Raw genomic sequence first — 18,682 nt, forward strand, 5'->3', positions numbered from 1 at the left:
TAGCTCGCATAATCCGCCTCGAGCCGCTGGCGGCTCGGTGCCGATTACGCTACGCTAATCCGCCCTACCCTGTGCCGTAGCCTCCGGCTCGCTCGCATAGCGCTGCGCCAGCACCGCGCACACCATCAATTGCAATTGGTGGAACAACATCAACGGTAACACCACCGCGCCGAGCGCGCCGCCGGCGAACAACACCTTGGCCATCGGCACGCCGCTGGCCAAGCTTTTCTTCGACCCGCAGAACACGATCGCGATCCGGTCTTCGCGGTTGAATCCCAGGCGCCGGCTCAACTGCGCGGCGATCAGCATCACCGATCCCAGCAACACCACGTCAATCAGCATCAGCCCGCCCAGCGACGCCCACGACAGCTGGTGCCACAGCCCCTGCCCGACCGCCTCGCTGAAGGCGGTGTAGACCACCAGCAAAATCGACCCCTGGTCGACCATCCGCGTCAGCGGCTTGTTGCGTTCGACCCAGGCGCCGATCCAGCGCCGCGCGACCTGTCCGGCGATAAACGGCAGCAGCAACTGCAAGGCGATCTGCAACGCCGATTCCCACGGCGAGCCACCCTGCATCTGCGCCGCCGTCAGCAGCCCGACCATCAACGGCGTGAGGAAAATCCCGATCAGGTTCGACGCCGACGCGCTGCATATCGCCGCCGGCACATTGCCGCGCGCGGCCGCCGTGAAGGCGATCGACGATTGCACCGTCGACGGCAGCATGCACAGGAACAGGATGCCCAGATACAGGTCCGGCGTCACCAGCGGCATCAGCAGCGGCTTGAGCACGAATCCCAGCAAGGGAAACAGCGCGAACGTGCACAGCAACACCAGCAAGTGCAACCGCCAGTGCGTGATGCCAGCCACCACCGCTTCGCGCGACAGCTTGGCGCCATGCAGGAAAAACAGCAGGCACACGGCGCCATGGGTGACGCCGTTGAAGATGACGGCGCCCTGGCCGGTGCAGGGGAACAGGCTGGCCGCGACGATCGTCACGACCATCGCCAGCGTAAAGTTATCGGGTAGGAATTTAGGACGGGTCATCGCCGGATCACCACAGCTTGATCTTGGCGCATTGGACTTCCAGAATGTCGACCGCGCCCAGCGTCTTGGCCGACGCCGTGCTGCGCACCAGGTCGACGCGTTCGACGCAGTCGCCGCGCATCAGCCGTTCCTGCGTGCGGGTGCACACCGTCACGGTGCCGGCGCTGCTGGCGTTGCAGGCAAAGCCTTCGACCCGCATGCGCGCCACCGCCTGCTCCAGCGGCATGCCGGGCTGCACGGTGTCGGTGACGAAGTTGCCCAACCGAGCCTGATTGACCGTGTAACAGCCGGCCAGTGGCAACGCCAACGCCAGCATCAGAAGTATGCGCATCGTGTTTTTCCCTCTTATTTCCATACGGAAGTGTAACGCATCGGTCATCACCCGGTCACACGCCGTCACTATCATGCGCAGCGTTGCTATTCCTGTTGTTACTCTTTTAACCGGTTTTGAAGGCAGAACATGAACAAGAAATTATCCGCAGTGTGCTTCGCCGCGCTGAGCTTCCCGATGCTGGCCATGGCCGCCAACGTTGCCGCCGCCGTCGCTGAAATGGCCGCCCCGGCCAATGCCGCGGAAGCCCCCGCCGCCGCCGCCGCTGCCGATAGCGTGGACGCCGCCGCCACAGCCGCCGCGCCGATGGCCACCGTGGAAATCGCCACCCGCAAGACCCGCTCGTCGGTCGCGATGACCAAGAGCGATATGCAGAAGATCCTGCCTGGCATCAATCCCTTGAAAGCGCTGCAAACCCTGCCGGGAGTGAGCTTCCAGACCGCCGACCCGTGGGGCAACAACGAACAAAACACCTCGCTGTTCATCCACGGCTTCAGCGGCCCGCAACTGGGCTACACGATGGACGGCGTGCCGCTGGGCGACCAGCAGTACGGCAACTACAACGGCCTGTCGCCGCAGCGCGCCGTCATCAGCGAAAACGTCGGCAGCGTGATCCTGTCGTCGGGCGCCGGCGACCTGTCGACCGCGTCGACCAGCAACCTGGGCGGCACCATCGAGACGTTCTCCAGCGATCCGTCGCAGACGCGCAACCTCGCGGTCCAGCAGACCGTCGGCAGCTACAAGACCTCGCGCACCTTCCTGCGCTACGACACCGGCACCTTCGGCGAAGGCAACAGCGCCTACCTCTCCGGCGTGCACCACGAGCAGCGCGCCTGGGACTTCAAGGGACGCCAGGGCGGCGACCAGTTCAACGCCAAGTTCGTCAACCAGTCGAGCCTGGGCAAGCTGACCTTGTTCCTGAACTACTCGGACAAGATCGAGCCGAACGAGGACAGCACCGTGCGCTCGGCCACCGAGAAGTTCCAGCCGTACACCCGCCCCTTCCTGTATCCGAACTTCCAGCAGGCCGTGTCCTACCTGTCGCCGACCGGCGCCACCCCGGCCGCCGAGGGCAACAACTACCGCAACTACTACAGCGACGCCCAGCGCACCGACTGGCTGACGTACGCCAGGTTCGACATGAACCTGGGCGAATCGACCACCTGGTCGAACCAGCTCTACTACCACAACGACGACGGCGTCGGCGTGGTGGCCGGTCCGATCGGCGTGGCCGGCCTGCCGGGCCTGTTCGCGGTGTACTTCCCGGGCCAGAACCTCAAGCAGGTGTTCGGCAACTCCGGCTACGCGACGCGCACCACCGAATACGTCATCAACCGCAGCGGCTACCTGTCGAGCCTGACGACCGAACTGGGCGACCACAAGCTGCAGGCCAGCCTCTGGCTCGAAAGCAACCGCTCGTCGGCCTACCGCCGCTGGTACGCGCTCGACGTCAACAATCCGAGCTCGCCGTACGACCGTCCGGGCAATCCGCTGATCACCCAGTACGGCAGCGAGATCGACAACAAGGTCGCGCAGATTTCGGTGCAGGACGAATGGCGCGTGCGCGACGACCTGGCGCTGCAGGCCGGCGTCAAATCGAGCTTGCAATGGGCCGACGGCCAATTCCCGGTGCAGCCGAAAGTGGGCGCCATCGCCAACGGCTCGACCGCCCTGCCGGTCGGCAAGATCACCACCAAGAAATGGCTGCTGCCGCAGATCGGCGCGCGCTGGGACATCACGGCGCAGGACCAGTTGTTCGTCAACGTGCAGAAAAACATGCGCCAGTTCGTCACCTATGGCGGTGGCGGCGCGTCGCCGTGGAGCCTGGCGAGCCAGCAAGCGTTCGACCTGTTCCGCGACACCGCCAAGCCGGAAACCTCGATCACCTATGAAGCCGGCCTGCGCACCAGCCACCAGCTCGAGATGGGCGCGCTGAGCGCGATCGACGGCCAGGTCAACGTCTACCACGTCAACTGCAAGGACCGCCTGCTGACGATCAGCCCGACGCCGGTGATCTCGTCCATCATCGGCGGCAACCCGGTGCTGGCCAACGTCGGCAGCGTCAAGACCGACGGCATCGACCTGTCCGGCACCTTGCACTTCGGCCGCATGTTCTCGTTGTACAACGCGCTGTCGTACAACCGTTCCGAGTACCAGGACAACTACAGCAACGGCAAGGACATCGTGCGCACCGCCGGCAAGGCCGTGCCGGGCAGCCCGGAGTGGATGAACAAGACGGTCGCCACGCTGACCGTGGCCGACACCGAATTCCAGCTGATCGGCGACTATGTCGGCAAGCGCTACGCGACCTACACCAACGACCTGTCGGTGCCGAGCTACTTCCTGATGAGCCTTGGCGTGTCGGGCAAGCTGCCCTTCCTCAACGGCGGCTTGATCAAGAACGCCCGCTACCGCGTCAACATCAGCAACCTGGCCGATCGCGAAGGCAGCCTGAATGTGGTGGTCGGCGCGGCCAGCGGGACTTACAATACATTCCCGATCGCACCACGTCAGGGCTTCCTGACTTTGATGGCTGACTTCTAATGAATAGACTTTGTTTACCTTCGCGCCTGTCGCGCCGGGGATTTATGCGGACGGCGGCGCTGAGCGCCGGCGCTACGCTGATACTGCCGGCATCGTCGGTGCTGGCGGCGACCGGCGGGCTGGCGGACCAGTCGGGCCTGCCGGGCGTCGCGCCGGTCGGCGCCGGCGGCGGCAGGCCGCTGGTGTTCGCGCACCGGGGCGCCAGCGCGCTGCGGCCCGAGCACACCTTGGCGTCGTACGCCAGGGCCATCGCCGACGGCGCCGACTACATCGAGCCGGACCTGTGCAGCACCAAGGACGGCGTGCTGGTGGCGCGGCACGAGGCCTATCTCAGCGAGACCACCGACGTCGCCAGCCATCCCGAGTTCGCCAGCCGCAAGACGCGCAAGACCATCGACGGCGAGCCGCACGACGGCTGGTTCGTCGACGACTTCACCCTGGCGGAACTGAAGACCCTGCGGGCGGTGGAGCGCATTCCGGCCTACCGTCCGGGCAGCGCGCAGTACAACGGCATGTTCCAGGTCGCCACGTTCGAGGAGATCATCGACTTCGTCGCGGCCGAGGCGGCCGCGCGCGGGCGCATCATCGGCATCGTGCCGGAGTTGAAGCACTCGACCTATTTCGCCAGGGTCGGCCTGCCGCTGGAGGACCGTTTCCTGGCGATCCTCGACGCGCACGATTACACGCGCCGCAACCCGGTCGAGATCCAGTCGTTCGAAGTGGCCAACCTCAAGTACCTGCGCGGCAAGCTGGGGCGGCGCGCCAACCTGCGCATCATGCAGCTGGTGATCGGCCAGGACGTGCGGCCGATGGACGTCGCGGCGGCCGGCGGCACGCTGACCTTCGCGCAGATGTGCACGCCGGCCGGCTTGCGCGACATCGCCCAATACGCCGACGTGGTGGCGCCGCCGACGCGCTCGATCATCCCGCTGAAGAAGGACGGCAGCCTGGCCGAGCCGACTTCGCTGGTGGACGATGCGCACAAGGCGGGGCTGCGCGTGGAACCGTGGACGTTCCGGCCCGAAAACCAGTTCCTCGCGGCCGATTTCCGCGACGGCGGCAGCCTGCAGGCGCGCAACGAAGCCGGCTCGATCGCCGAAATGAAGCGCTACATCGCGGTCGGCCTGGACGGCTTCTTCACCGACGACCCGGCCCTGGGCCGCGCCGCCGTCGGCACCTAACCCCAACTCCGGGGTCAAGTCTGTCATTCGGACACGAGCTGATCTTTGTGATTGCGCTTACGGACCAACCCGTGTCCGAATGACAGACTTGACCCCGGTGGTGGCTAGCGGCTGGCCTGGCGCGAGGCGTCGTCCGCTTTTGGCAGCGCCGCGGTCATGTTGATCCAGCTTGCCGGCTGCGGTTTCTTCGGTTCGCGCACGCCGAAGAAGCTGACGACCTGGTCGCTGTTGTTGTCGTAGAACTCGACCGAGGTGATGCCGGCGCGCTTGACCACCCAGCCGCTGGCGAAGGCGCTGTCACGCAGGTGCAAATTGAACTCCGGATCGAGCACGTTGAACCAGCCCGGCGAGGCGGCGACCTTGCCGACCTTGCCGCTGAAGATCTGGATCGTCGAGCCGTTGCCGAGGAAGACCATGATGTCGATCTTTTGCCTGGCGCTCTCTTCCAGCAACTGCCGCACCGCTTGCGGCGTGACGCGCGTGGCGGCGCCGGCCGGGGCCAGCCGCATCGCTTGCTGGCGCGAGACGCCGAACTCGGTCAACAGCCGGTTGAACTGGTGCACGTCGTTGATTTCGTTCCACGCCAGCTGGAATTCCTTGACGTCGATCTCGCTGTCCGGCTTCTCGGCGGCCTTGGCCGGTTGCGCGGCCACTTTCAGGTCGACGCTCTGCGTTGGCGCGCGGAAGTCCGCCACCAGCTTGTCGAATACCGGGACGCCGGCGTCGTTCTTCAGGTACAGCTTGTGCACGGCGTTGCCGCTGGCGTCGAAAAATTGCAGGCTGCGCGAGACCGCGCCGTCCTTGCCCGGCAGCGTCACGGCAAACGCGTATTTCCATTTGTCGAAGGTGAAGCGCAGGTCGATCTCGCCACCCAAATAGCCGCCGGCGATGTTGCGCAGGCGCGCTTCGCGCTCCTTTTGCTTGTCTTCCTCGAGGCCGACGATGTCGTCCTGCGACTTGAGCTTGCTGGCGACGCCGGTGCGCTCGAGCACGCCGTTTTCGTTGCGCGTCAGCGCCAGCACTTTGCCCAGGTCGAGCGCGCGGCGCATGATTTCGCGCGGCACGGTGTCGCCTTCCTTGAGCCGGACGACGGTCTTGCCGATGGCCGTCGCCAGCAGGTCAGCCTCCGAGACGCTGAGCGTCTTGGCGGCGTCGCGCGCGGCCAGCTTGGGCTGCTCGGCGCGCAGGGTGTCCCAGCGCTCGGCCAGGCTGGCGGCGCCGCCCGGCAACGCGGTGAACAGCAAGGCGCCGGTCAGCGCCAGGGTGAATCGGTGGTGAGGTTTCATGATGGCTCCGTGGGTTGGCTAGTAGATGACTTTGAGGTTGACGGCGACGTTGCGACCGGCGCGCGCCTGGCGTTCGATGTCGGCCAACGTGGCCGCCGTGGTGCCCGCGACCAGGCTGCGCGACGCGGCGTAGTCCCAGTACTTGCGGTCGGCCAGGTTGTACAGGCCGCCGCTGACGGTGGCGTGCTTGTTGATGTGCCAGTACGCGGTCAGGTCCATGACCGTGTAGCCGGGCACGGCGAACATGCCGGTCGTGGCGCTGGTGAACACGTCGGCCTCGGCGCGCTTGCCGCGCACCGTGCTGACGATGAAGGCGCCGCCGCCACGCTTGGCCGGATCGTCGTAGGCGAACGTGGCGTTGACCTTGTACGGTTGCACCGAGGCCAGTTCGGCCTTTTTGCCGCTGTCCTTGTTCTCTGCGGTGCCGCGCGAGACGCCGCCGGCCAGCGCCAGGCTGTAGCCCCGCATCGACCGCCACCATTGGCCCAGCGCGAAGCGGCTGCCGACTTCGCCGCCACGGATCTTGGCCTTGCCGACGTTTTCCGGACGGAACAGGCCTTGCGTGATGGTCGGATAGTTGACCGGGTCCGGGGCCTGCGCGGCGTATTCGATGAAGTTGTCGTAGCTGGTGTGGAACAGCGAGAAGCTGAGCTCGACGCCCGGCGTCGGCGCGCCCTTCAGGCCCACCTCGAAGGCGTTGCTGGTTTCCTTTTTCAGGTCCGGATTGCCCAGCACCGCGTAGCCGTTGCCGGCACCGGTGTAGCTGAACGAGTCGTAGGTGCCGGTGCGCTCGGCCGCGCTCGGCAGGCGGGTGCCGCGCGTGTATTGCGCGTAGGTGCTCAACTGCGGCGTCAGCTCGACCGACAAGTTCAGGCTCGGCGTGACGAAGGTGTCCTTGTCCTCGCGGATTTCCCTGGCCGCGCTCGGCACGGCGATGACGTAGTTTTGCAGGTTTTGCGGCGTCAGCTTGCGGCGCTCGGCGCGCAGGCCCGGCGTCAACGTGGCCTGGCGGCCGGCCAGGTCGACGCCGAACTCGCCGCGCACGTAGGCGGCCAGCTTGTCGGTGTCCATGTCGGCCATGCGGTTTTTCATCGTGATCTGGTGGGCGCCGGTGCGTACCACCGTGCGGTCTTCGATCCAGGGACGACGGCTTTCCAGTTCCTCGTACAGCACGCCGTAGCCGATCACCGTGGACGGGTTCAGTTGCTTGACGGCGTCGAACGCGATGCCCTTGCTGTCGTTGAAGTAGCCGGTGGCGATGTCGCGGATGTAGGGCTGGCCGCCGCTGACATAGTTGGCGTGGGTGTCGTCCTCGACCGAGGCGGTTTGCTTGTAGAGCTTGGTCTCGAGTTTGTCGAACAGCGGGTTGCCGCCCGGCGTGTAGCGGTGTTCGACGCTGTAGCGGGTGCGCTCGGTGTTGGAGTTCTGCGTGGCGCCGGCCGGGTACAGGGCGCCGACCTTGTTGTTGTAGACGCGGTCGTGCTCGGCCTTGTAGTGGTCGACGGTGAAGCGCAATTGCTGGTCGCGCGCTAGCTTCCAGTTCAGCTTGGCCAGCACGGCGTCGGACGACCAATCGTCCGGATTGGGGACGGCGTCGCCTTCGGTCTTGGTTTCGGCGCCGTCGCGGTGCACGGCGACGATCAGCGCTTGCAGGTGCTCGCCGAGCGCGGTGGCGGCGGTGACCGCGTGCATGCGCGAGGCCTGTTCCGACGCGTAGCCGAACTTGTAGTCGGCGTAGAGCCCGCGGGTGCCGTCGAGGTACATTTCCGGCGACTTGGTGACGAACGAGACCGCCCCGCCCAGGCCGGGTGTGCCGCCGCCGGCCGGGCTGGCGCCGGCGCCGATGCTGACGTAGTGGAACATCTCGGGGTCGAAGTAGTCGCGGCCGATGCCGAACGCGTTCATCGACGTGCTTTCCGGACGCGGCGCGGCGTCCGGCAGCGCGATGCCGTCGACTTCGAGGCTGACGCGGTTGCCTTCGACGCCGCGGATGTTGATGCCGGTGTTGCCGCCGCTGTCCCAGACGTTGGCGGAGCCGCTGGCCGCGGCCGGCACGCTGACCAGCGGCGAATAGCGGGCGATCTTGGCCATGTCGACGGCGTTGTTTTGTTCGAGTTGTTCCGCGCCGATGACGGTGGTGGTGCCGTTGCGGGTGGAGGCGGCGTCGTCGCGCTTGGCCTGGACGACGATTTCGCCGAGCGCCGGGGCGCCGGCGGCAGCCACCGCTTGCGCTTGCTGCGCGTGGACGGGGAGCGCGGCGGCGGCCATCAGCGTGATCATTGCGGAGTGCACCGCGATGCGCATCAGGCGCGGACGCAGGCGGTGGTCGATGGGCGCGGCCGGATGCCGGGCGCCGGTGGTGGTGGCAGCCATAGTGTTCCAAGAGAGAGTTGTGGACGGCTGGCTCTCGGACTACGATTGCTGGCAAAAACGCATACTAACAATAATGATTCTCATTTACAAGTGGTGAACATGTAAAGATTGATTATTGTCAAAGCGGTTATGACTAAAAACAGGCGGAAATTTTTGCGGCGGGATCAGGACGTTTTCGTGGCTGGAGTCGGCGTTGCGCTGTGCTCGCTGCTGATGTGGTTGTTTTTTACGCGGACGTAGTGCTCGGCCGAGTATTTGAGGTAGGCGATTTCCTCCGGCGTGAGCGCCCTGACCTTCTTCACCGGACGGCCGACGTACAGGTGGCCGCTTTCCAGCACCTTGCCCGGCGAGACCAGGCTGCCGGCGCCGACCATGACGCGGTCTTGCACCACGACGTCGTCCATGACGATGGACCCCATGCCGATCAGGCATTCATTGCCGATGGTGCAGCCGTGCAGCAGCACCGAGTGGCCGATGGTGACGTAGTCGCCGATGAGCAGCGGCGAGCCGTCCGGCTTGCCCGGGTGCCTGTGGGCGACGTGGCCCATGGCGAAGTCCTGCACGTTGCTGCATTCGCCGATGACGATGCGGTTGACGTCGCCACGCAGCACGGTGTTGCACCAGATCGAGCTATCGCGGCCGATGCGAACGTCGCCGATCACTTGCGCCGTGGCGTGCAGATAGGTGTCGTCGCCGAGGACGGGGGTGGTGTCGAGATACGGGGATAAAGGCATGCGGGGTCCGGATAAGTCAGTGGGAGGAATAGGTGCTGTCGCCATGCGGCGCGGCGGCGAATTGCGGCAGCGCTTCGGCGCGGCGCGACAGTTCGTCCAGCGCGGGATAGTCTCCGGCGGCCACCAGCTCGGGCAACATCTGCCGCATGAAGTGCCAGGTGACGGCGGCCATGACCGCGCCGTGCTCGGTGCCGGCGCCGCCTATGAGGAGCGGCCGCTCGCGCTGTTCGGCTTCGAGCGCGTCGAAGGCCGACAACATTTGCAAGGTGACCCGCTCGACCCACGGCTGGTGCAGCTTTTCGGCCGGACGCACATTGCGTTCGTAGACGATCTGCACGCCCTTGTCGCAGGCGGCCAGCGCCAGCCCGAGCACGCGCAGCGAGCGCAACAGGGCGGCCGGTTCGGACGGCGTCAGGCGCCGCTCCGGCACGGCCAGGGTCTCGGCGTATTGCAGGATCAGCGTCGAATCCATCAGCACGGTGCCGTCGCCGGCCACCAGGGTCGGCGCCTTGACCACGGGATTGATCTGGCGGAACTGGTCGAAGGTGCGGAACACCGACAGCGACTGGTGTTCGAACGGTACTCCCAATAATTGCAGCGACACGGCGACGCGGCGGACGTAGGGTGAGTCGAGCATGCCGATCAGTTTCATGTGTTCTCCGTGGTGTCGAGTGGCAGGCCGAGCGCGAACTCGGCGGCCTTGCGGGCGTGGATGGCGGTGGTGTCGAACAGCGGCACGGCCGCGTCGGACTGGGCGATCAGCAGCGATATCTCGGTGCAGCCGAGAATGATGGCCTGCGCGCCCCGCGCCACCAGCGCGGCGATGATTCGGCGGTAGTCGTCGCGCGAGGCGTCGACGACGTCGCCGAGGCAAAGTTCCTCGTAGATGACGCGGTGGACGATGTCGCGCTCGGCCGGTTCGGGGACGATCACGTCCAGGCCGTGCAACGCGCGCAGCCGGTCCTTGTAAAACGCCTGCTCCATCGTGAAGCGCGTGCCGAGCAGGCCGATTCTGGTGTGGCCGGCGGCCTTGATGGCGGCGGCCGTCGGGTCGGCGATATGGAATAGCGGGATGCCGGCGGCCGCCTCGATGGCCGGGGCGACCTTGTGCATGGTGTTGGTGCACAGTACGATGAAGTCGGCGCCGGCCGCTTGCAGCGAACGGGCGGCGCCCGCCAGCAATGCGCCGGCCGCGTCCCAGTCGCCGGCGCGCTGCAACTTTTCCACGTCATGGAAGTCGACGCTGACGAGCACCACCCTGGCCGAGTGCAGCCCGCCCAGGTGTTGTTTGACGGTTTGATTGACCTGCCGGTAGTACGGCACCGTCGATTCCCAGCTCATGCCGCCGATCAAGCCGATGGTTTTCATCAGATGCGTCCCGGAATGAAGCTGAGGAAGGAGAACTCGGCTACGAAGCCGGCTTCCTTGGGGCTGCAGGCGTACAGGCCGCAGGCGACCGACTCGGCGCCGGCGCGCTCGTGCAGGTGGGCCATGCGGATTTGCGTCCACCGCTCGCCGTCGAGCGACGATTCGACGATGCAGTCGTTGGCCTCGGCGCGCACACGAAACCAGACGGTGTCGATGCCCTTGGCCAGCGGCTGGGTCGACCAGTCGGAGTAATGGCCGTTGGTGACGACGACGCCGAGGCGGTTGTCGCCGTCGGGCTCGAACTCGACCGATGTCTTGAGCCAGCAGCCGGACGACAGCCGCACCATCAGGCCGGCCTGGTCGTACTGGTGCGCCGGGCGCGAGGTGACCTTGGTCGTCAGCACGAAGTCGCCCTCGGCCTTCAGGTGCAGGAAGTGGCCGTTGTCGACCTGGAAGCCGTAGTGGGTGCGCTGCCAGAAGTCGGTGGCGGCGTCGGTGTGGACGCGCAGGCTGTTTTCGGCGTAGTCGACCTGCCAGCGGGCAGGCTCGCAATGCCATTGCAGCCTCGGGCTGAGCATGGTGTCGGCGAAGGTTTCGTGCAGCGGGGTGTCGCTCATCCGGTGTCCTTGTCTGGTGTGGGTCGTGCCTCCGTAGCTATTTTAAATTAACTTGGCGATTAATTTAACGACAATAGGTTAACGACAATAGGTCAACGACAATAGGTTAACGACAATAGGCGCGGATGTCGTTGGCGGCGACGTCGCGGTCGTGCTGGTCGATCGGCAGGCCGTTGACGTGGCGTACGGTGCCGTCGATGACGGCGCGCGCCAGGGCGCAGCGGGTGGCGTCGGTGTCCGGCTGGCCGCCGCGATGGACGACGGCCGCCGCCCCGCCGCCGCCGTCCTCGTCGCGGGCGCGGTAGCCGGGCGCCATCAGCTTGTGCTGCTGGCGGCGCTGGAATTCGGCTTCGCGCTGTTGCCAGGTGCCGGACGGACCGGCCGCCGGCGCGGCCGACGTTTTAAGCATCTGCACGCGCGCGCCGCCGGCCAGGTCGGGGTTGTCGGTGTAATTGGTGACGCCGTTGGCGTCCACCCATTTGTAGATGTCGGCGTGGACGGCGCCGCTGGCGCCCAGCAGTGCCAGCGACAGGGCCAGCGACAGCGAGAACGCAGGAGATCTGGTCATGGAAGATTGTTCTCATGGAGAATCGACCAGCCAATTCTACGGATTATTTCCGCGCAGAATCTATTGAAATGTCACTAACCTTGCAACAACACCACGGCGCCGCGCGCGATCACCCGCGCCACCGTCCGCGCATCCCAATTGGTCAGGCGGATGCAGCCATGCGACTGGGTCTTGCCGATCTTGCCCGGCTCCGGCGTGCCATGGATGCCGTAGTGCGGCTTGCTCAGTTGAATCCAGACGGCGCCGACCGGGTTGTTGGGGCCGGCCGGGATGCGGGCGGCGGCGTCGCCGGCCTTGGCGTCCCAGAACAGTTTGGGGTTGTAGCGGTATTCCGGGTTGAGGGCGACGCCGAGCACCTCCCAGCGGCCTTCCGGCAGCGGATCGTGGGCGCTGCCGGTGCTGGCCGGGAATTGGGCGATCGGCATGCCGCCGGCGTCGAGCAGGGTCAAGGTGCCGTCGCTGGCGTCGACCAGGATCGAGGTGGCCTTGGGCAGTGGCTTGGCCGAGGCGACGTTGGGCACCAGCAGTTGTTCGCCGGCGCGGGCGAACGACTTGCCGGGATTGAGACGGCGCAGCAGCTCGGGACTGCTGTGGAATTTTTCGCCCAGCGCTTCGGCCGCGCTGGCGTAGCCCAGCGCCGGCAGCTTGGCCTTGCCGGCCATCGTGGCCGGCAGCGGCCGGTACGGGCCGGCCGCGTCGTCGGCGCTGACGGTGTAGATGTCGAGCACGGGCGCGGTGTCGGTCGACAGCACGGTCCACGTCGCCGCGTCGAGCACGCCGGTGAGCGGCAACTGGTGCAGCTTCTGGAAACCGGTGACGGCCTTGCGCAGGTTGCTGCCCTTGTTGCCGTCGATCTCGCCGGACGAGAAATGGGCGCGGTCGAGCAGCACTTGCGCGCGCAGCAGGTCGTGGCCGCCGGCGGCGGGGTTGGCCGGGGTTGCGGATGGCGCGGGCGCCGCCGGCCTGGCGGCGGCGACGCCGGCCGGCGCCAGCGCCAGCGCGGCCGCGACTAACAACGTCTTCAACAAATCAGGCCCGGGGACGGTTGACGACCGCTTCGACGCGGTGGCCGTCGGGATCGACGGCGAAGGAGGCATGGTGGAGCATTGGGCGTGGGGGTCGATTCGGATGGTCGCGGTAAGGGACCCGGATTCTACCAAATCGCGGGGCCGGATCGCGCACGCCTACTGCTTGCGGTATTTTTGCATGACGTAGCCGAGCCGGTGGCGGTTGACGTCGAGCCAGGTCCACAGCGCCTCGACCTGCGCCGGATGGGCGCGGTAGAAATTATCGTTGAAGGCGAGCCAGACGCGCGTGTTGATCAGCGGTTGCGGCAGTTGCACGACGGCGCCCTTGTAGCGCGCCAGCGTGGCCTTCAGGTGCGCCGGCGAGACGGCCGCGACGACCACGCCGTCGACCCGCCCGAGCCGCAGTTTCTCCAGATTGCGCTCGAGGTCGCGCGCGCCGTCGTCGATCGTCAGGCCGGCTTCGCGCAGGCGCGGCGCGTAGCTTTGCCCTTGCGCCACGCCGAGCAGCTTGCCCTTGAAGTGCTGCATCGGCACGGTGCTGGCCGGCAGCTTGTCGCCGGCGCGCACCAGCACGATCAGGGCGTTGTGCATGGCGCGGTCGAGGTCGATGTTGCCGGCCTTGTCGCGTGGTAGCGCTATTCCCGGCGGATACGAGGGCAGTTCGCCCAGCGGGGACATGTCGATGTCGCCGCTGGCCAGCGCGACGCGCAGGCGGGCGATCGGCAGGCGCACCCAGACCGGGGCGCAGCCGAAGCCGGCGCCGAGCACGGCGTCATGCATCAGGTCGACGGCGGCGCCGGGCGGGTCGGGCACGTCGCTGCCCTCGCCCAGCCAGTATGGCGGGCGGTGCTGGTCCATGTAGCCGACCCGCACGGGAATGCAGGCGGCGCCGGCGGCGGCCGGCGCCAGCAACGCGGCCAGCAGCACCGCCGCCCCGGCGCGCGCGGCCGCAAGGCGACCGGCCTTGCGGCCGGTCGCGGGCGCGCGGGGTGGTGCGGGGGCGTGTGCGGGGGCTGGGGTCATGGCGGTGTGGTCACTTCGCTGGGTGCTGGTCGGTATCATACAATTTATTTCCGTGTGGAAATCTAGCGAAATGTCACGGTGGTGGGCGTGGCCGCCGCCGGCGCTTGACCGATCACGCTGCGCTAATCCGCCCTAGGTGGTTGGGAAGTTGTTTGGGGTTACTGGCCGGCTGCGGACGTCGGGGGCGCCGCCAGCGGGACCGGCGGCGCGGCCTGACCCTTGCCGACGATCTGGATGAAGATTTCGTTTTGTTTGATCATGCTGAGCTCGTAGCGGGCGCGTTCCTCGACGGCGCCGGTGCCGTCCTTGAGGTCGCGCACTTCGGAGTCGAGCTTGGCGTTGCGGGCCAGCAGTTCGGCGTTCTTTTTGTGCGCCGTGCCGACCTGGGCTTCGAGGTCGGCCACGCGCAGCCAGCCGCCCTTCCCCAGCCAGAGCGGGTACTGTATCAGCAGCAGCAGGACTGCCAGGGCGAGGGTGATCAGGCGCATGGTCGATTCGGGTTCGAACGCGGCCGCCGGAAGCCGGCGGCCGCTTGCTACATTACTTCAGGTTGTAGAACGCGTCGCGGCCAGGGTAGGAGGCGATGTCGCCCAGGTCTTCCTCGATGCGCAGCAGCTGGTTGTACTTCGCCATGCGGTCCGAACGCGACATCGAGCCGGTCTTGATCTGCAGCGCGTTCATGCCGACGGCGATGTCGGCGATGGTCGAGTCCTCGGTCTCGCCCGAACGGTGCGAGATGACGGCCGTGTAGCCGGCGCGCTTGGCCATTTCGATCGCGGCGAAGGTTTCGGTCAGGGTGCCGATCTGGTTGATCTTGATCAGGATCGAGTTGGCGATGCCCTTCGAGATGCCTTCCTTGAGGATCTTGGTGTTGGTGACGTACAGGTCGTCGCCGACCAGCTGGATTTTCTTGCCCAGTTCCTTGGTCAGGATGGCCCAGCCGTCCCAGTCGCCTTCGTGCATCGCGTCTTCGATCGAGATGATCGGGTATTTGTCGCACCAGGTGGCCAGCAGGTTGGTGAACTCGGTCGACGTCAGCGACAAGCCCTCGCCTTCCAGTTCGTACTTGCCGTTCTTGTAGAACTCGGAGGCGGCGCAGTCCAGGCCCAGCGCGATCTGCGTGCCCGGCTCGTAGCCGGCTTCCTCGATGGCCTGGATGATCAGCTTGATGGCTTCCTCATGGTTGGCCAAGGATGGCGCGAAACCGCCTTCGTCGCCGACGGAGGTGCTCAGGCCCTTCTTGTGCAGGATTTTTTTCAGCGTGTGGAACACCTCGGCGCCGTAGCGCACCGCTTCCTTGAACGACGGCGCGCCGACCGGGATGATCATGAATTCCTGGATGTCCAGGTTGTTGTCGGCGTGGGCGCCGCCGTTGATGACGTTCATCATCGGCACCGGCAGTTGCATCGCGCCCGAGCCGCCGAAGTAGCGGTACAGCGGCAGGCCGGCTTCCTCGGCGGCGGCCTTGGCCACGGCCATCGACACGGCCAGCATGGCGTTGGCGCCCAGGCGGCCTTTGTTTTCGGTGCCGTCCAGATCGATCAGCGTGCGGTCCAGGAAGGCTTGCTCATTGGCGTCGAGGCCCATGATCGCTTCCGAGATTTCGGTGTTGATATTTTCGCAGGCTTGCAGCACGCCCTTGCCGAAGTAACGCTTCGGATCGCCGTCGCGCAGTTCGATCGCTTCGCGCGAACCGGTCGAGGCGCCCGATGGCACGGCGGCGCGGCCCATGACGCCCGATTCGAGCAGGACGTCGCATTCGACGGTCGGATTGCCGCGCGAATCGATAATTTCACGGCCGATAATATCAACAATAGCACTCATGTCATTCTCCAAAGTTAGACGAAAACGTGTTTGCCCATCGCGTGTTGCATGATGGGCAATTTAAGGATAACGGGAATATAACCCGGCGCAGAGGGGTTTGCCAACGCGCGCCGGGCATTTTTGCCTGCGATTGCTTAGTTGAAGCTGCTTAGTTAAAACTGTTCTCGAGGAAGCCGGCCTTCTTGGTGATGCGGTCCAGCTCGATCAGGGTCGACAGCAGTTCCTTCATGCGGCCCAGCGGCACGGCGTTGGGGCCGTCCGACAGCGCTTCGGCCGGGTTCGGATGGGTTTCCATGAACAGGCCGGCCACGCCGACGGCGACGGCGGCGCGCGACAGCACGGGCACCATCTCGCGCATGCCGCCCGACGAGGTGCCGTTACCACCCGGCAATTGCACCGAGTGGGTGGCGTCGAACACCACCGGGCAGTTCGATTCGCGCATGATGGCCAGCGAGCGCATGTCGGATACAAGATTGTTGTAGCCGAACGAGGCGCCGCGCTCGCACGCCATGAAGACGTCGTCCGGCAAGCCCTTGGCCTTGGCGGCCGCGCGCGCTTTGTCGATGACGTTTTTCATGTCGTGCGGGGCCAGGAACTGGCCCTTCTTGATGTTGACCGGCAGGCCGGACTGCGCGCAGGCCGTGATGAAATCGGTCTGGCGGCACAGGAAGGCCGGCGTTTGCAACACGTCGACGACGGCCGACACTTCGGCGATCTCGTCGATCGAATGGACGTCGGTCAACACCGGCACGCCCAGCTCGCGCTTGACGTCGCCGAGGATCTCGAGGCCCTTGTCGCGGCCGGGACCGCGATACGAGGTGCCCGACGAGCGGTTGGCCTTGTCGAACGACGACTTGTAGATGAACGGGATGCCCAGCGCGGCCGTCATTTCCTTGAGCGCGCCGGCGGTGTCGAACGCCATCTGGCGCGATTCGATCACGCAGGTGCCAGCGATCAGGAAGAACGGCTGGTCGAGGCCGGCTTCGAAGCCACAGAGTTTCATGCCGCATCTCCTTGCAAAGCAGGCGATTCAGAAACGGCGTGCGGACGGTTGCCGCCCGCGGCCTTGTGGGCCAGTGCCGCCTTGATGTAGGACGTGAACAGCGGATGGCCGTCACGCGGGGTCGATTTGAATTCGGGGTGGTACTGCACGCCCATGTACCACGGGTGCGCGTTGTCGCCGCTGCGCGGCAGTTCCATGATCTCGCACAGGTCCTCGGTCGGCGTGCGGGCCGCCACCACCAGGCCGGCCGCTTCGACGCGCGGCAGGTAGTGGTTGTTGGCCTCGTAGCGGTGGCGGTGGCGCTCGGTCACGACCGGGCCGTAGATCTCGGCCGCCAGCGTGCCCGGCTTGATCGCGCAGGTTTGCGCGCCCAGGCGCATGGTGCCGCCCAGGTCGGAGTTGGCGTCGCGCGTTTCGACCTTGCCGTCCTGGCCCTGCCACTGGTCGATCAGGGCCACCACCGGTTGCGACGTTTCCAGGTCGAACTCGGTCGAGTTGGCGGTGGTCAGGCCGGCCATGTGGCGCGCGTATTCGATCAGCGCGACCTGCATGCCCAGGCAGATGCCCAGGTACGGGATCTTGTTTTCACGGGCGAACTGGGCCGCCATGACCTTGCCCTCGACGCCGCGCTTGCCGAAGCCGCCCGGCACCAGGATGGCGTCGTACTTGGCCAGCGCGGCGCAGCCGGTCGTCTCGATCTCTTCCGAGTCGATGTACTCGATGTTGACCTTCGATTCGTTGTGGATGCCGGCGTGGCGCAGCGCCTCGGTCAGCGACTTGTACGACTCGGTCAGATCGACGTATTTGCCGACCATGCCGATCGACACTTCGCTCTTCGGATGCTCGAGCGTGTAGATCAGGCGGCTCCAGACCGACAGGTCGGCCGGCGCCGGGTTGAGGTCGAGCGCCTCGCAGATGATGGCGTCGAGGCCCTGGTCGTGCAGCATCTGCGGCACTTTGTAGATGGTGTCGACGTCCCACACGGAGATGACGGCCTGCTCTTCGATGTTCGAGAACAGCGAGATCTTGGCGCGTTCGTCGTCCGGGATCGGGCGGTCGGCGCGGCACAGCAGCGCGTTCGGCGAGATGCCGATCTCGCGCAGCTTCTGCACCGAGTGCTGGGTCGGCTTGGTTTTCAGTTCGCCCGCCGAGGCGATGTACGGCACCAGGGTCAGGTGGACGAAGGCGGTGTTCTTGCGGCCGGCGCGCAGGCTCAGCTGGCGTGCCGCCTCGAGGAACGGCAGCGATTCGATGTCGCCGACGGTGCCGCCGATTTCGCACAGGGCCACGTCGTAGCCTTCGGCGCCGCGGCGGATGTAATCCTGGATCTCGTTGGTGATGTGGGGAATGACCTGCACGGTCTTGCCCAGGTATTCGCCGCGGCGTTCCTTGCGGATCACCGATTCGTAGATCTGGCCGGTGGTGAAGTTGTTCACCTTTTTCATGCGGGTCGAGATGAAGCGCTCGTAGTGGCCGAGGTCGAGATCGGTCTCGGCGCCGTCGTCGGTGACGAACACTTCACCGTGCTGCATGGGGCTCATCGTGCCAGGGTCGACGTTGATGTACGGGTCGAGCTTGAGCATGGTGACTTTGAGGCCGCGCGATTCGAGGATCGCGGCGAGGGAGGCGGCGGCAATCCCTTTACCAAGGGAAGACACGACGCCACCGGTGACGAAGACAAATTTGGTCATTGCAGATAGTGCCGAACGGCACGTGCGGGAAATTGAAATTATACCCTAAAACGGTCATTTCTTCAGC

The 18,682-nt window shown here is 65.9% G+C and carries 17 protein-coding genes; 2 read left to right on the forward strand and 15 right to left on the reverse strand.

Annotated elements, in window-relative coordinates; all coding sequences use genetic code 11:
* Positions 1-54 precede the first annotated feature (54 nt).
* Positions 55-1,044 carry a bile acid:sodium symporter family protein gene (locus BMX85_RS06715; RefSeq protein WP_090314931.1) on the reverse strand — a complete coding sequence of 330 codons (990 nt, stop codon included), beginning with the start codon at positions 1,042-1,044 and terminating at the stop codon, positions 55-57.
* Between the two features lie 7 nt (positions 1,045-1,051).
* The gene (locus tag BMX85_RS06720) at positions 1,052-1,375 is read right to left on the reverse strand and encodes a hypothetical protein (protein WP_090314934.1); all 324 of its coding nucleotides are present in this window, start codon (positions 1,373-1,375) and stop codon (positions 1,052-1,054) included.
* 129 nt (positions 1,376-1,504) lie between these two features.
* Between BMX85_RS06720 and BMX85_RS06725 the strand changes: the two genes are divergently transcribed.
* Both BMX85_RS06725 and BMX85_RS06730 read left to right on the forward strand, forming a co-directional pair.
* A complete protein-coding gene (locus tag BMX85_RS06725; protein ID WP_090314936.1) occupies positions 1,505-3,919 on the forward strand; it encodes a TonB-dependent receptor in 2,415 nt (804 codons plus the stop codon).
* 44 nt (positions 3,920-3,963) lie between these two features.
* Positions 3,964-5,100: a glycerophosphodiester phosphodiesterase gene (locus tag BMX85_RS06730; protein WP_229210305.1), complete on the forward strand. Its 1,137-nt coding sequence runs from the start codon at positions 3,964-3,966 to the stop codon at positions 5,098-5,100.
* A 104-nt stretch (positions 5,101-5,204) separates the two neighbouring features.
* On the opposite strand, the gene BMX85_RS06735 is transcribed toward BMX85_RS06730, so the two are convergent.
* From BMX85_RS06735 to BMX85_RS06795, 13 genes are all read right to left on the reverse strand, one after another.
* Positions 5,205-6,386: a hemin-degrading factor gene (locus BMX85_RS06735; protein ID WP_090314939.1), complete on the reverse strand. Its 1,182-nt coding sequence runs from the start codon at positions 6,384-6,386 to the stop codon at positions 5,205-5,207.
* A gap of 18 nt (positions 6,387-6,404) precedes the next feature.
* Positions 6,405-8,759: a TonB-dependent receptor domain-containing protein gene (locus BMX85_RS06740; protein WP_229210306.1), complete on the reverse strand. Its 2,355-nt coding sequence runs from the start codon at positions 8,757-8,759 to the stop codon at positions 6,405-6,407.
* Positions 8,760-8,923: 164 nt separating this feature from the next.
* Positions 8,924-9,493 (reverse strand): gamma carbonic anhydrase family protein, encoded by a 570-nt coding sequence (locus BMX85_RS06745; RefSeq protein WP_090314941.1) that lies wholly within the window; start codon positions 9,491-9,493, stop codon positions 8,924-8,926.
* Positions 9,494-9,509: 16 nt separating this feature from the next.
* Positions 9,510-10,145, reverse strand: a complete 636-nt coding sequence (locus BMX85_RS06750) for a glutathione S-transferase (RefSeq protein ID WP_090314943.1) — start codon at positions 10,143-10,145, stop codon at positions 9,510-9,512.
* The gene (locus BMX85_RS06755) at positions 10,142-10,861 is read right to left on the reverse strand and encodes an aspartate/glutamate racemase family protein (RefSeq protein ID WP_090314945.1); all 720 of its coding nucleotides are present in this window, start codon (positions 10,859-10,861) and stop codon (positions 10,142-10,144) included. Before BMX85_RS06755 ends, BMX85_RS06750 begins: the two co-directional genes overlap by 4 nt.
* Positions 10,861-11,478: a DUF1349 domain-containing protein gene (locus tag BMX85_RS06760; RefSeq protein ID WP_090314947.1), complete on the reverse strand. Its 618-nt coding sequence runs from the start codon at positions 11,476-11,478 to the stop codon at positions 10,861-10,863. The genes BMX85_RS06755 and BMX85_RS06760 overlap by 1 nt, the downstream gene beginning before the upstream one ends.
* Before the next feature lie 106 nt (positions 11,479-11,584).
* Positions 11,585-12,046: a DUF4124 domain-containing protein gene (locus BMX85_RS29990; RefSeq protein ID WP_143067915.1), complete on the reverse strand. Its 462-nt coding sequence runs from the start codon at positions 12,044-12,046 to the stop codon at positions 11,585-11,587.
* Positions 12,047-12,120: 74 nt separating this feature from the next.
* Entirely contained in the window at positions 12,121-13,071 is a 951-nt protein-coding gene (locus BMX85_RS06770) for a L,D-transpeptidase family protein (RefSeq protein ID WP_229210307.1), read from the reverse strand.
* A 159-nt stretch (positions 13,072-13,230) separates the two neighbouring features.
* Complete coding sequence (locus tag BMX85_RS06775) at positions 13,231-14,097, reverse strand: type 2 periplasmic-binding domain-containing protein (RefSeq protein ID WP_229210308.1); 867 nt, start codon at positions 14,095-14,097, stop codon at positions 13,231-13,233.
* A 158-nt stretch (positions 14,098-14,255) separates the two neighbouring features.
* A complete protein-coding gene (ftsB, locus tag BMX85_RS06780; protein WP_090314951.1) occupies positions 14,256-14,585 on the reverse strand; it encodes a cell division protein FtsB in 330 nt (109 codons plus the stop codon).
* Between the two features lie 52 nt (positions 14,586-14,637).
* Positions 14,638-15,921, reverse strand: coding sequence for a phosphopyruvate hydratase (eno, locus tag BMX85_RS06785; RefSeq protein ID WP_090314953.1), 1,284 nt, complete (start codon positions 15,919-15,921; stop codon positions 14,638-14,640).
* 148 nt (positions 15,922-16,069) lie between these two features.
* A complete protein-coding gene (kdsA, locus tag BMX85_RS06790; RefSeq protein ID WP_090314954.1) occupies positions 16,070-16,924 on the reverse strand; it encodes a 3-deoxy-8-phosphooctulonate synthase in 855 nt (284 codons plus the stop codon).
* A complete protein-coding gene (locus BMX85_RS06795) occupies positions 16,921-18,615 on the reverse strand; it encodes a CTP synthase (protein ID WP_090314956.1) in 1,695 nt (564 codons plus the stop codon). Before BMX85_RS06795 ends, kdsA begins: the two co-directional genes overlap by 4 nt.
* Positions 18,616-18,682: the final 67 nt, after the last annotated feature.

The sequence above is a fragment of the Duganella sp. CF517 genome (assembly GCF_900110275.1).
Lineage (GTDB): Bacteria > Pseudomonadota > Gammaproteobacteria > Burkholderiales > Burkholderiaceae_D > Rugamonas.

Bases quoted from the DNA above. Each gene is read 5' to 3' on its own strand.
- BMX85_RS06720 (WP_090314934.1), bottom strand. From the start codon at position 1,375: ATGCGCATACTTCTGATGCTGGCGTTGGCGTTGCCACTGGCCGGCTGT.
- BMX85_RS06730 (WP_229210305.1), top strand. From the start codon at position 3,964: ATGCGGACGGCGGCGCTGAGCGCCGGCGCTACGCTGATACTGCCGGCA.
- BMX85_RS06745 (WP_090314941.1), bottom strand. From the start codon at position 9,493: ATGCCTTTATCCCCGTATCTCGACACCACCCCCGTCCTCGGCGACGAC.
- BMX85_RS06715 (WP_090314931.1), bottom strand. From the start codon at position 1,044: ATGACCCGTCCTAAATTCCTACCCGATAACTTTACGCTGGCGATGGTC.
- BMX85_RS29990 (WP_143067915.1), bottom strand. From the start codon at position 12,046: ATGACCAGATCTCCTGCGTTCTCGCTGTCGCTGGCCCTGTCGCTGGCA.
- BMX85_RS06760 (WP_090314947.1), bottom strand. From the start codon at position 11,478: ATGAGCGACACCCCGCTGCACGAAACCTTCGCCGACACCATGCTCAGC.
- BMX85_RS06740 (WP_229210306.1), bottom strand. From the start codon at position 8,759: ATGGCTGCCACCACCACCGGCGCCCGGCATCCGGCCGCGCCCATCGAC.
- eno (WP_090314953.1), bottom strand. From the start codon at position 15,921: ATGAGTGCTATTGTTGATATTATCGGCCGTGAAATTATCGATTCGCGC.
- ftsB (WP_090314951.1), bottom strand. From the start codon at position 14,585: ATGCGCCTGATCACCCTCGCCCTGGCAGTCCTGCTGCTGCTGATACAG.
- BMX85_RS06750 (WP_090314943.1), bottom strand. From the start codon at position 10,145: ATGAAACTGATCGGCATGCTCGACTCACCCTACGTCCGCCGCGTCGCC.
- BMX85_RS06725 (WP_090314936.1), top strand. From the start codon at position 1,505: ATGAACAAGAAATTATCCGCAGTGTGCTTCGCCGCGCTGAGCTTCCCG.
- BMX85_RS06755 (WP_090314945.1), bottom strand. From the start codon at position 10,861: ATGAAAACCATCGGCTTGATCGGCGGCATGAGCTGGGAATCGACGGTG.
- kdsA (WP_090314954.1), bottom strand. From the start codon at position 16,924: ATGAAACTCTGTGGCTTCGAAGCCGGCCTCGACCAGCCGTTCTTCCTG.
- BMX85_RS06795 (WP_090314956.1), bottom strand. From the start codon at position 18,615: ATGACCAAATTTGTCTTCGTCACCGGTGGCGTCGTGTCTTCCCTTGGT.
- BMX85_RS06735 (WP_090314939.1), bottom strand. From the start codon at position 6,386: ATGAAACCTCACCACCGATTCACCCTGGCGCTGACCGGCGCCTTGCTG.
- BMX85_RS06775 (WP_229210308.1), bottom strand. From the start codon at position 14,097: ATGACCCCAGCCCCCGCACACGCCCCCGCACCACCCCGCGCGCCCGCG.